10 protein-coding genes are annotated in these 12,616 nt (G+C 70.3%); 7 read left to right on the forward strand and 3 right to left on the reverse strand.

Features of this window, described 5'->3' with window-relative positions; genetic code table 11:
• The first annotated feature begins 51 nt into the window (after positions 1-51).
• Together ACS5Q7_RS10785 and ACS5Q7_RS10790 are read left to right on the forward strand one after the other, a co-directional pair.
• Positions 52-891, forward strand: a complete 840-nt coding sequence (locus ACS5Q7_RS10785) for a bifunctional allantoicase/(S)-ureidoglycine aminohydrolase (protein ID WP_478339299.1) — start codon at positions 52-54, stop codon at positions 889-891.
• Positions 888-1,397: an ureidoglycolate lyase gene (locus ACS5Q7_RS10790; protein ID WP_478339300.1), complete on the forward strand. Its 510-nt coding sequence runs from the start codon at positions 888-890 to the stop codon at positions 1,395-1,397. Before ACS5Q7_RS10785 ends, ACS5Q7_RS10790 begins: the two co-directional genes overlap by 4 nt.
• A 6-nt stretch (positions 1,398-1,403) precedes the next feature.
• Here the strand turns inward: ACS5Q7_RS10790 and ACS5Q7_RS10795 are convergent, their stop codons facing one another.
• Complete coding sequence (locus ACS5Q7_RS10795; protein WP_478339301.1) at positions 1,404-2,762, reverse strand: 8-oxoguanine deaminase; 1,359 nt, start codon at positions 2,760-2,762, stop codon at positions 1,404-1,406.
• Between the two features lie 353 nt (positions 2,763-3,115).
• Between ACS5Q7_RS10795 and ACS5Q7_RS10800 the strand changes: the two genes are divergently transcribed.
• The 5 genes from ACS5Q7_RS10800 to ACS5Q7_RS10820 are packed head-to-tail and all read left to right on the forward strand — an operon-like array spanning position 3,116 to position 10,247.
• Positions 3,116-4,504 (forward strand): nucleobase:cation symporter-2 family protein, encoded by a 1,389-nt coding sequence (locus ACS5Q7_RS10800; RefSeq protein ID WP_478339302.1) that lies wholly within the window; start codon positions 3,116-3,118, stop codon positions 4,502-4,504.
• Positions 4,505-4,514: 10 nt separating this feature from the next.
• On the forward strand, positions 4,515-7,352 hold the full coding sequence (locus ACS5Q7_RS10805) for a xanthine dehydrogenase family protein molybdopterin-binding subunit (protein WP_478339303.1): 2,838 nt from the start codon (positions 4,515-4,517) through the stop codon (positions 7,350-7,352).
• Positions 7,349-7,894 carry a (2Fe-2S)-binding protein gene (locus ACS5Q7_RS10810; RefSeq protein ID WP_478339304.1) on the forward strand — a complete coding sequence of 182 codons (546 nt, stop codon included), beginning with the start codon at positions 7,349-7,351 and terminating at the stop codon, positions 7,892-7,894. Before ACS5Q7_RS10805 ends, ACS5Q7_RS10810 begins: the two co-directional genes overlap by 4 nt.
• 8 nt (positions 7,895-7,902) lie before the next feature.
• On the forward strand, positions 7,903-9,222 hold the full coding sequence (locus ACS5Q7_RS10815) for a cytochrome c (RefSeq protein WP_478339305.1): 1,320 nt from the start codon (positions 7,903-7,905) through the stop codon (positions 9,220-9,222).
• A 29-nt stretch (positions 9,223-9,251) separates the two neighbouring features.
• Positions 9,252-10,247, forward strand: a complete 996-nt coding sequence (locus ACS5Q7_RS10820; RefSeq protein ID WP_478339306.1) for a hypothetical protein — start codon at positions 9,252-9,254, stop codon at positions 10,245-10,247.
• A 217-nt stretch (positions 10,248-10,464) separates the two neighbouring features.
• Here ACS5Q7_RS10820 and bhcD read toward each other — a convergent pair whose 3' ends face one another.
• Together bhcD and bhcC are read right to left on the reverse strand one after the other, a co-directional pair.
• Complete coding sequence (gene bhcD, locus ACS5Q7_RS10825) at positions 10,465-11,430, reverse strand: iminosuccinate reductase BhcD (RefSeq protein ID WP_478339307.1); 966 nt, start codon at positions 11,428-11,430, stop codon at positions 10,465-10,467.
• Between the two features lie 16 nt (positions 11,431-11,446).
• Positions 11,447-12,610, reverse strand: coding sequence for a 3-hydroxy-D-aspartate aldolase BhcC (gene bhcC, locus ACS5Q7_RS10830; protein WP_478339308.1), 1,164 nt, complete (start codon positions 12,608-12,610; stop codon positions 11,447-11,449).
• Positions 12,611-12,616: the final 6 nt, after the last annotated feature.

Below are 12,616 nucleotides of genomic sequence, written 5' to 3' on the forward strand. Positions count from 1 at the left end.
GCCGAGGGCGCCCCCCGTTCGGGGCGGCCGGAACCAGTGTCGGATCGGGCGATGACGCATTCCCCCTACAACCCACCGAGCGGCGGCCATCCCGGCCAGACCGCGCTGATGACCGGCCGCGCCGTCTTCACGGACGCCTATGCGGTGATCCCGCACGGGGTGATGCGGGACATCGTGACGAGCGCCCTGCCCTTCTGGGACGGCACCCGCGCCTGGATCATCGCCCGCCCGCTCTCGGGCTTCGCCGAGACCTTCGCGCAATACCTGATGGAGGTCGCCCCCGGCGGCGGGAGCGATCAGCCCGAGCCGGACCCGCAGGCCCAAGGCGTCATCTTCGTGGTCGAGGGCCAGGCCCGCCTCACCCTCGACGGCGGCACCCACGCCCTGCGGCCGGGCAGCTACGCCTATCTGGCCCCCGGCGCCGCGTGGTCGCTGCGCAACGAGGCGGGCGAGACCATGCGCTTCCATTGGGTGCGCAAGGCGTTCGAGCCTGTGCAGGGCCTCGACCGGCCGACCTCCTTCGTCACGCACGAATCGGCGGTGGAGCCCGTGGGCATGGTCGGCACCGACGGCGCCTGGGCGACGACGCGGTTCGTCTCCCCCGACGACCTGCGCCACGACATGCACGTGAACATCGTGACCCTTCGGCCGGGCGCCTCGATCCCCTTCGAGGAGACCCATGTGATGGAGCACGGGCTGTTCGTGCTCGAAGGCAAGGCCGTCTACCGGCTCAATCGCGACTGGGTCGAGGTCGAGGCCGGAGACTTCATGTGGCTGCGCGCCTTCTGCCCGCAGGCCTGCTACGCGGGCGGGCCGGGGCCGTTCCGCTATCTGCTCTACAAGGACGTGAACCGTCATCCGTCCCTCCGTGTCCTGGGAGGCCGCCGGTGAGCGACCGCACCCTCGTCGCCCGGCCCCTGACGGCCGAGGCCTTCGCGCCGTTCGGGCAGGTCATCGACAAGTCGGTGACGCAGCCGCGCCCGATGAATGCCGGCAAGGCCCGGCGCTTCCACGACCTCGCGGATATCCTCGTCTCCGGCGAGGAATCCCGCGTGGTGGTCGGGCTCGTGGAGGCGCAGGCCTATCCGCTGCCGCTGGTGTTCCGGCTGGTGGAGCGTCACCCGTTCGGCGCCCAGGCCTTCATCCCGCTCACCGACGCGCCGTTCCTCGTCATCGTCTGCCCCGACGAGGACGGGAGGCCGGGCCGCCCGCAGGCCTTCGTCACGGCCCCTTGGCAGGGCGTCTGCTACGCCCGGAACACGTGGCACGGCGTGCTGACGCCCTTCAGGCAAGCGCAGGACTTCGTGGTGGTGGACCGCGCCGGCGCCGGGGCGAACCTCGAAGAGTTCACTTTCCCGGAGCCGTGGACGGTCGCACTGCCGGAGGCCACCGCCTGAGGCGTCTCACGCCTCGCCGTTCACCAGCGTGGCGGCGAGCGCGTTGTGGCGGGCGGCGAGCGCCCGCGTGTCGAGGGTCGTGAGCCGGCCCTCTCGCACCACGATCCGGCCGTTGATGATGCTCCACGCCACCTTCTGCGGCGCGCAGAAGGCCAAAGCCGCCACCGGATCGTGCAGGGCGCCGGCCATGTCGAGGCCGCGCAGGTCGAAGGCCACGATGTCGGCGGCCATGCCGGGCGCGAGCGCCCCGATGTCGTCGCGGTTCAGCACCTTGGCGCCGCCCAGCGTGCCGATCTCCAGGGCCTCCCGCGCCGTCATCGCCGCCGGCCCGAAGCCGACGCGGGCGAGGAGCATGGCCTGACGGGCCTCGCCGAGCATATGCGAGCCGTCGTTCGAGGCCGAGCCGTCGACGCCGAGCCCCACCGGCACGCCCTCGCAGCGCATCTGGCGGATCGGCGCGATGCCGGAGGCGAGGCGCATGTTCGAACACGGGCAATGGGCGACGCCCGTGCCGGTGCGGCCGAACAGGGCGATGCCCGCCGCGTCGAGCTTCACGCAGTGGGCGTGCCAGACGTCGGGGCCGGTCCAGCCGAGATCGGCGGCGTATTCGGCCGGGGTCATCCCGAACTTTTCGAGGCTGTAGCTGACGTCGTTGTCGTTCTCGGCCAAGTGCGTGTGGAGCGAGACGCCGTAGCGCCGGGCGAGGTCGGCCGACTCACGCATCAGCCCCCGGCTCACCGAGAAGGGCGAGCACGGCGCCACCACGATCCGCCGCATGGCGAAGCGGGACGGGTCGTGCCACCGCTCGATCAGGCGTTGCGTGTCCTTGAGGATCGCGGCCTCGTTCTCCACCACCGAGTCGGGCGGCAGGCCGCCGTCGCTCTCGCCGACGCTCATGGCGCCCCGGGCGGCGTGGAAGCGCATCCCGATCTCCTCGGCGCCCTCGATGGAATCGTCGAGGCGGCAGCCGTTCGGGTAGATGTAGAGGTGGTCGCTCGACGTGGTGCAGCCGGACAGGATCAGTTCGGCCATGGCGGTCTGCGTCGAGACGCGGACCATCTCCGGCGTCAGCCGCGCCCAGATCGGGTAGAGCGCCTTCAGCCAGCCGAACAACTCGGCATCCTGCGCGGCGGGCACTGCGCGGGTGAGCGTCTGGTACATGTGGTGGTGGGTGTTCACGAGGCCGGGCATGACCGCGTGGCCCGCCATGTCGAGCACCGTGTCGGCCTGGGCGGGCACCTCGGCTTCCGGACCCACCGCGACGATGCGGTTATCCTCGACATAGACCGCGCCGCCGCGAATCTCGCGCCGGGCCTCGTCCATCGTCACAAGGATGTCGGCGTTCCTCAGGAGCAGGGACGTCATCGCTTCACTCTCCGGGCGCGCCTCGTGGGGGAAGCGCCGTCGATGCAACGCGCGTTCCCCGCACGGCCAGATGCCGCCCCATGGCGACAGGAACACCGTGCCGGGCGCACCCTCTCGGGGCCGTCAGCGAGGCCGAGCATACGGGAGCGCGCCCCGACGGACCTTGGCGATTTTTCGCAAAGTGCTTCCGAAATTCGCGCGTAGCATTCCTTAGCCGTCATGCAATTTTCAGGGGCCAGCCATTTCGGCGGCGCATGCTTGGCCTCGCCCCTCCCCGGCGGGCCGCGATCCCGCACCGGACGACACGGACCCGCCAGAGGTCCGGCCCGGCGCGGCCCCCGGAGGTTACGCCCATGACCGACACCTTGAGGACGCCGCGCGAGGTCGACGCGGTCGATGCCATTCCGCCCCTCCCGAAGCTCCTCGCCTACGGGATGCAGCATGTGCTGGTGATGAGCGCGGGCGCGGTGGCGCCGCCGCTGATCCTCGGCGCGGCGATGAACCTTCCGGCCGAGACGGTCGCCTACCTCATCAATTGCGACCTGCTGGTGACGGGCCTCGCGATCCTCATCCAGTCGCTCGGCATCGGCATGTTCGGCGTGCGCCTGCCGGTCATCATGGGCGTCAGCTTCGCGGCGGTCGGCCCGATGGTGGCGATGGCGCAGGACCCGACCATCGGCCTGCCCGGCATCTTCGGCGCCACGATCGGCGCCGGCATCTTCGGCCTGCTGCTGCGGCCGTTCTTCGCGCGGCTCGCGAACTTCTTCCCGCCGCTCGTGACCGGCACGGTCATTCTCATCATCGGGGTGACGCTGCTGCCGGTCGGCATCAACTGGGCCGGCGGCGGCTTCGGCGCCCCCGATTTCGGCGCCCCGGTCCATCTCGGCGTCGCCGCCTTCGTGCTGGCGGTGATCCTCGTGGTCAGCCGCTTCGCCACCGGGTTCGTGGCCAACATCGCGGTGCTGATCGGCCTGATCGCGGGCCTGTGCCTCGCATGGCCGCTGGGCCTGTTCCGCCTCGACGGTCTCGGCGACCGCCCGCTCATCGCCCTCGTCACGCCGTTCCACTTCGGCTGGCCGACCTTCCACGTCACGGCGGTGGCCGCCATGTGCATCGTGATGATGGTCACGCTGGTCGAGTCGACCGGCATGTTCCTCGCGGTCGGCGACATCGTCGGCAAGCCGGTGGACAAGCGCACCCTGACGCGCGGCCTGATGGCGGATTCGCTCTCCACCCTGATCGCGGGCTGCCTCAACACCTTCCCGCACACCTCGTTCTCTCAGAACGTCGGCCTCGTGAACATGACGCGGGTCCGCAGCCGCTACGTCACCGTCGCGGCGGGGTGCATCATCCTCGCCGTCAGCCTGCTGCCGAAGGTGGCCTTCGTGGTTGCCTCGATCCCGCCCGCCGTCCTCGGTGGCGCCGGCATCGTGATCTTCGGCATGGTGGCGGCGGCGGGCTTGAAGATCGTCGGCGGCGCCGATCTCGGCGACCGGCGCAACCAGATCGTCGTGGCCGTGAGCATCGGGCTCAGCCTCATCCCCATGGCCGCGCCGAAGCTCTTCGCCGCCACCGCCCCGGCCTGGGCCGGGCCGATCCTGCACAGCGGGATCACGCTGGGCGCCATCGGCGCGATCGTCCTCAACCTGCTGCTCAACTCGGATCGCCTCGGCGAAGGGGTCGAGCTCCATCCGGCCGACCGGGAACCCGCCTTCCCGCACGCCGCCCTCGACCGCGCCTGAGGGGACATCCATGCCCGCTTCGCACCACGCCCCGCTCTCGCGGCGCAACTTCCTCAAGGCCGGGGCCGCGGCGGGCATCGCCGTGAAGGTCTCCTTCCTGGCGCCCCCCGCCAGAGCCCAGCTCCTGGAGGCCGGACCCTCGGACGGCCCGGCCTGGGCCGCCCCCGGCCGCCCCCGCTACCGGCTCGACGCCATCGCCAAGGTGACGGGCTCCAAGACCTTCTCCCGGGATTACCGGTCCCGCGATCTGGCGGGCTGGCCCGAGAAACAGGCCCATGCCTTCCTCATCGCCGCGACCCGCGCCGACCGCGCCTTCACCGGGCTCGACCTTTCCCGCCTGCCGCCGTCGCTGCAGCCCGACCGGATCGTCCGGCACGAAGATCTGGTGGCGGACAAGGTGGCGGTGCCCCATGCCGATTTCTTCGGTGACTGGTTCCTCGTGCCGGAGGGCGAGACCCCGCGCCTCCTCGGCCAGCCGGTGGCGATCTTGATCTATCACGACTTCCCGCGCTTCAGCGCCGCCAAGCGCCGCCTGCGCTTCGCCGACGATGTGGTGCAGTATGGCGCTGAGACCGGCGCCAAGCCGCCGGCCCATTACGGCGCCTCGCGCTGGGTGCGGATCGAGGGCGAGACGGCCGACGGCCCAGACCGCTTCTCGCCCTACGAACATTCGCCGATCTTCGCGGGCTTCTCCGGCGACGAGCCCGCCTGGCCACAACCCGGCCAGGACGGCGCCTTCGCCCAAGGCATGGCGGCGGCGCAGACCATCGCTGCCGAGATCGACGCGGCGGGCGAGGACGCCCTCGTGCTGCGGCGGACCTACCTGTCGCAATCGACCGACGCCTCGGCCATGGAAGCCGACAACGGCAACGTCTGGTACGACCCGGCCTCCGGCGTCCTGCACCTGATGATGGCGACGCAATCGCCCTACGACGTGGCCGAGGCCGCTGCCTCCCTGGTCGCGACGTCACGCTTTCCCCTGAAGGAGGTCGCTCTCAAGGTCGGCTACACCGTCGGCTACGGGACGAAGGACCACCACATCTTCCCGTTCCTCTGCGTCGTGGCCGCCCTCTACGGCAATGGGCGCCCGGTGCGGCTGGCCAACGACCGGTTCGAGCAGTTCCAGAACGGGCTGAAGCGCCACGCCTTCCGCATGGACAACGCCCTGCTGGTGGACCGAAAGACCGGCCGCTTCCGCGCCATGACCGGGCGCTACGCCTGCGATGGCGGTGGCCGGCCGAACTACTCGGTCGCGGTGTCCTTCGTCGGCGCCACCGCCGCGCAGTCGATCTACTACCTGCCGAAGAGCGACTTCCAGGCCATCGCCCACGCCTCGCGCGCCGTCGAGGCTGGCTCGACGCGGGGCTTCGGCACCCTGCAAACGATGTCCGCCACCGAGATGATGGTGGACGAGGCCGCCGCGCTCCTCGGTATGGACGCCATCGATCTGCGCCTGCGCAACGTCCTCCGCACAGGCCAGCGCAACAGCCAGGGCGCGGTGCCGGCCGGCGCGTTGCGCAACGAGGAGATCCTGCACAAGGCCGCCGCGCATCCCCTGTGGCGGGAGCGTCAGGCGCGCAAGGCCTCCTACGAGGCCGCCCATCCCGGCCGGCGCTACGGGGTCGGCTTTGCCCAGGTCCACAAGGATTACGGGACGGGCGCGGAGGCGGCCGTGTGCTCCCTCGAACTCGATGCGCAGGGCGCCCTGGCCCTTCGCCACGTCGCCCACGAGATGGGGCCGGGCGTCACCACCTCGCAGGCGGCGATGGTGGGCGACATCCTCGGCCGCGTGCCCGCGCGGACGGAGTTCGGCGTGGTCCGCTGGCCGGAGATGCCGCTCCACACCACCGATCAGCCCTACACCACGCCCCAGGCCGAGGAAGACAAGCGGGCGCAGGACCCCCGCTGGGTGCCCCGCTTCACCTCGCCGATGAGCGCGACGAACTCGGCCTATTACCTCGGCCATGCCACCCGCACGGCGGCGCGCTTCCTGGCCGATCACGCGATCTGGCCCGCCGCGCGCTCCCTGTGGGCGCGGGGCGGCAAGGGCGGAGCGCTCGCCTCGTACAACGAGCTGACCCGCGACTCGCTGCGCCTCGCGGACGGTAAGGTGCTCGGCGGCGGCCTGCCGGCGCTGTCGCTGGCCGAGGTCGCGGCCGAGGCCCACCGGCTCGGCCTGCCGGTCGGCGTCACGCTGCACACCTTCAATCGCTGGCAATGGGCCGAAGCCGAGTTCGACCTGCCGGATGCGGGCCGCACGCGGTTGCCCATCGACGCCCTTTCGCTTCGCTACGGCGCGGGCGCGGCGCCCGAGCGCAAGGCGCTGATGAGCACCGCCGGCTGGCACTTCCTGCCCCGCGCGGCGGTCTTCTACCCGCCGACCCAGCGCAACAACGTCGGCACCACCTACTACTCGCCCATGGCGACGCTGGCGGAGGTCGCAGTAGATACCGGCAGCGGCGAGGTCACGATCCTCTCGCACCATTCGATCCTCGAATGCGGCCGGCAGATCGTGCCCGAACTGGTCTCGGGGCAGGTGCAGGGCGGGCTTGCCATGGGCATCGGCCACGCGCTGAAGGAGGTGCTGCCCCTCTACGAGGACGGCCCCGGCGACGGCACCTGGAACTGGAACCGCTACGAGCTGCCCCGCGCCCGCGACGTGGCCCTGTGGAACCAGACGGTGGAGATTCTTCCGCCGCTCTCGGAGACGGACCCGCCCAAGGGCATCGCCGAGGTGGTGATGATCGCCGTCGTCCCGGCGCTGGCCAACGCCGTGGCCCACGCCATCGGCCACCGCTTCCACGAACTCCCCATCCGGCCCGAGCGCATCCGCGAGGCACTGGCATGAGCGCCGCAATCGAGACCCGCGACCTGACGCTCCGCGTGAATGGCGAGATGGTCGGCCCCCTCCCCGTCCCCGTGGGGACGAGCCTCCTCGACGTCCTGCACGAATGGCTCGGCCTCACCGGCAGCCGCATGGGCTGCGGCCAGGGCATCTGCCACGCCTGCACGGTGATGGTGGAGGAAGAGGCCGGCCCGCGCGAGATGCGCTCCTGCATCACCGGGGCGCATTGGTTCGAGGGCCGCAGTGTCCGCACCGTCGAGGGCCAAGCCCACACGGCGCCGGACGGGTCCCTCGTGCTGTCGCCGGTCCAGACGGCGTTCATCGAGAACTTCGCCTTCCAGTGCGGCTACTGCACGCCGGGCTTCGTCACCGGGGCGAGCGTGCTGGTCGAGCGGCTGAAGCGGAAGCCCGTCCGCCGCGACGAGGTCGAGCGCGTCGTCACCGAAGCGCTCGACCCGCACATCTGCCGCTGCACCGGATACGTGCGCTACCACCAGGCCGTGCGCGACCTCGTGCTGGCGACCCCCGGCCTCACGACGGCCTGAGCACCGCCATGCCGACGCTCCCCCGCTCCCTCCCCGCCAAGCGCCTCGGCGCCGCCCTCGTGGCGAGCGCCCTCGTCGGGGCCGCCCTCGTGGCTTCGGGCGTGCTCGAACGCAGCGCCGTCTCGCGCGAGGTCGAGACCCCGCTCACGCAAGAGGCGATGCGCGCCCTCGCCCCGCGGGGGGCGAAGGTCGCCGCCGCCGCCGATTGCTTCGCCTGCCACACCGCGCGCGGCGGCGCCCCCTATGCCGGGGGCCTGCCGCTGGAGACGCCCTTCGGGACGATCTTCGCCACCAACATCACACCGAGCGCGGAGGGCATCGGCGGATACAGCCGGGCCGACTTCCACCGGGCGCTGCGCGACGGCATCGCGCCGGGCGGGCGCCACCTCTACCCGGCCATGCCCTACACGTCGTACCGGGGCCTCTCGCCCGACGACGTGGACGCCCTCTACGCCTACATGATGAGCCGCCCGCCGGTCGCGGTTGCGAACAGGGCGAACACCCTCGCCTTCCCCTTCGATCAGCGCTGGACGCTGGCCGGCTGGAATGTCCTCAACCTGCCCGCGCAGGTCGTGACGCCGGACCCGAAGCGGTCGGACCTCTGGAACCGGGGGCAATACGTCGCCGACGCCCTCGGCCATTGCGGCGAATGCCATACGCCGCGCAACGCGCTGCAGGCGATGCGCTCCGATGCGGCGCTCCAGGGCGCGGCGATCGAGGGGGTCGAGGCGCCGGACATCACCCCCGCCGGCCTGCGCCGGATGGGCTTCGACCCGCACAGCCTGACGCGGTTCATGGCCAAGGGCCTCTCGGCCCAGGGCGGCGCCACGCACCAGATGTTCGACGTCGTGCATTACTCGACGCAGCACATGGACGAGGCGGACCTCACCGCCCTGTCAGCCTATCTCTTCGACCGCGACGCCCTCCCCGCCGAGCCGGAGCGCCCCGCCGCCCCTGCCCCCGTGGCGGTGCCTCAGGCGGTCGCGATGCGGGCGAGCGCCAGCTACGATGGGCTCTGCGCCGGGTGCCACGGCCATGCCGGCGAGGGCATTCCCCACGTCTCGGTGCCCCTGCGCAGCAACGCGCTGATGCGGGTCTCCGGCGCGAGCGGCCTGATCCGGGCGACGCTGCACGGGCTGCCGGCGCAGCGCTTCCCCGACAACGAGCGGATGGAGGCGATGCCGGGCTTCGCGACGCTCCTCGACGACGCGGCGCTCGCCGACCTCGCCACGTGGATGCGGGCGCAATGGGGCGGGCAGGACAAGGCCGTCTCGCCGGACGAGGTGGCGCGGCTGCGCGCGGGACACAGGGCCGACGCTTCGAACTGAAGGCGGCCGGATCGGAATTGGGGGCGGACATGAACACACTCGGTCGAGTCGCGGCGGCGCTGCTGCCGTTCGGGATGGCGTGCGGGGCGCAGGCCGCCGACATCGCCACGGTCAAGACGGAGGCGGCGCCGGTGGAGGCGCCGTTCTTCCTCTTCGCCGACACGCAGGTCGGCTACCGCTACCAATTCCCCACCGTCTCTCCCGGCGTGCAGATCCAGCGCGGCGACGGCAGCTTCGTCTCCCGCGAGGCGCCGAAGCAGATCCTCAACATCTCCCATGCCGATGCCTGGGCCTACGGCACCAACTTCTTCTCCCTCGACATCCTGAAGTCGGGCTCGCAATTCCCCGCCGGCACCACCAACCCACCCGGCACCATCGGCAACCCGTTCTTCCAGGACTACGGCAACACCGAAGCCTACGGCCTCTATCGCGGCACGCTCAGCCTGAACGCGCTCACCAACACCAAGGCCTTCGCCATCCCCGGCCTCGTCAAGGACGTGTCGCTGGCCTTCGGCTTCGACGCCAACTCGCAGAACGACGCCTTCGGCTCGAAGAAGCGCGACGTGGTCGGCGGCCTGAACTTCGCCTTCGACGTGCCGGCCGGGTTCCTCAACCTGTCGGTCCACGCCTACAAGGAGTGGAACCGCAACGGCTTCAACGTGCAGCCGGATCGCGACCAGAGCTTCGACGTCGTTCCCGAATTCGAAGTGGTCTACAACTTCCCGCTGACGTTCACCGGGTTGCCGCTGAGCGTGACGGGGTTCAACAACATCGTCCTGCCGAAGGGCCGGGGCGTGCAAAACGTGGCGGACTTCGCCTTCAACCCGAAGCGGGGGCTGGAATTCCTGTCGCGCACGAACCTCGTTCTCGACCTCGGCAAGCTGGTCTATGACCAGCCGAACAAAGTCGATATGTTCATCGGCTTCCAGTACTGGCTGAACAAGTTCGGCAATGTCGAGACAGCGACGTTCAAGGGTACGGAAGAGAAGAGCTTCCTGGCCGGCTTCGCCTTTCACGTGTTCTGAGAGCGCATCCCCTCTCCCCGCGAGCGGGGAGAGGGCTCCGGCGACCTTGCCGTCGCCGGAGCGAGGCGGCAGCCGACGGTGAGGGGGCGTGCCGGAGGAGACACCCTCGGCACGCCCCCTCACCTTCGCGACGGCTCCGCCTTCGCTCCCCGTTTGCACGACGAGGTGCAAACGGGCCTCTCCCCGCGAGCGGGGAGAGGGGAAAGCGCGTCTTTTCTTAAAACTCCACCTCGATCGCCAGTCCCTTCGCCACGGCGAGGTCCACGGCCGCCGAGGCGACGGCGAGGTCCTGAAGGCCGACGCCCGTGCCGTCGAACAGGGTGATCTCCGCGTCCGAGGTGCGGCCGGGATGGTCGCCATTGATCACCGCGCCGATCTCCACGATAGAATCCGGCGCGATCAATCCCTTCGCTACCGCGTGCTGCGCCTCGCCGATGCCGATCGATTGCGCCACCTCGTCGGTGAACACCGTCGCGGCGGCGAGGAGTTCGGCCTCGACCTCCTGCTTGCCCTTCGTGTCGGTGCCCATGCACGCCACATGGGTGCCCGGCTTCACCTGCGATGCCTTCAGGATCGGCGCGAAGGAGGAGGTGATCGTCACGATCACGTCCGCTTCGGCCCCGAGTCGGTCGAGCTCCACTGCCTCGAACGGCACGCCGTGCTCCTTCGCCACCGCCTCCATCCGCCCGAACATGCCGGGGTGGAGGTTCCAGGCCAGCACCCGCTCGAACGGGCGCTGCGCCAGGGCGGCGCGCAACTGGAACGCGGATTGGTGGCCGGCGCCGATCATGCCGAGCACCCGCGCGTCCTTGCGCGCGAGATGGCGGATCGAGATCGCGGAGGCCGCCGCCGTGCGGAGCGCAGTGAGGAGGTTGCCCCCCACCACCGCCCGGCAGCGGCCGGTATCCGCGTCGAACAGGAACACCGTCGATTGATGGTTGGTGAGACCCTTCGCGGCGTTGCCCGGCCAGAAGCCCCCGGCCTTGAGGCCGAGCGCCAAGCTCTCCCGGTCGAAGCCGGACTTGAAGCCGTAGAGCGCATCGGCATGGCCGATGGCCTCGCGCACCACGGGGAAGTTGCCGGCCGTACGCCGGGCCATCGACGCGAAGACCTTCTCCACCGCGTCGAAGCACTCCGCTTCGGTGAGAAGGCCGTCGATCCGGTTCTCGGGGACGATGATCATCGCTGCCTCACCCGCCTCAATAGGCCTTGCCGCGCGCCGAGACCGGCCACAGCGTCTCAACCTTGCCGTTGCGGACGCCGACATACCAATCGTGGACGTTGCAGGTCGGGTCGCAATGGCCCGGCACGAGGCGCAGCTTGTCGTTGACCTTCAGCTTGCCCTGCGCATCCTCGATCACCCCGTGCTCGTCGGAGCATTTGATGTATTTCACGTCGTCGCGCCCGTAGATGAAGGGCAGGCCGGAATCGACCGATTGCGCCTTCAGGCCGGCATCGCAGATCGCCTTGTCGGCCTTGGCGTGGCTCATCACGCTGGTGAGGATGAACAGGGCGTTCTTCCACTCGCCCGCATCGATGCGCTTGCCGTCCTCATCGAGGATGCGGCCGTAATCGGCGTCCATGAAGGCGTAGCTGCCGCATTGCAGCTCGTTGTAGACGCCCGATCCGCTCTCGAACTGGTAGCTGCCGGTGCCGCCGCCGCTCACGAGTTCGGGCTCCAGCCCCTCGCGCTTCAGCCCCTCGACGGCGTCCTTCACCTGGGCGATCGCGGCGTCGAGCTTCGCGCGGCGCTCCGCGAACCCGTCGATGTGCTGCATGGCGCCCTGATAGGCCTGGATGCCGGCGAAGCGCAGGTTCGGCGCGGCGGCGACCGCCTTGGCGATGGCCACCACCTCCGGCGTCGTCTTCACCCCGCAGCGGCCCGCGCCACAATCGATCTCGACGAAGCAATCGAGCTGCGTGCCGTGCTTCTGCGCGGCGGCCGAGAGGTCGGCGACGTTGGCGACATCATCGAGGCAGACGATGATCCGCGCGCCGAAGCGCGGCAGGCGGGCCAGCCGATCGATCTTGGCCGGATCGCGCACCTGGTTCGAGACCAAGATGTCCTTGATGCCGGCGCGGGCGAAGACTTCCGCCTCCGAGACCTTCTGGCAGCAGACGCCGCAGGCGCCGCCCAATTCCTGCTGGAGCTTCAGCACATCCACCGACTTGTGCATCTTGCCGTGGGCGCGGTGGCGCATACCGTGCGCCTTGGCGTAATCGCCCATCTTGCGGATGTTGGATTCGAGCGCGTCGAGATCGAGGATCAGGCACGGGGTCTGGATCTCGTCCTCGCGCATGCCGGGCAGCGCGGGCACGTCGTAGCCGACTTCGAGTTCATCGATACGGGTGTGGGCGTTCATGGCGTC

It is taken from the genome of Methylobacterium sp. Gmos3 (assembly GCF_056430985.1).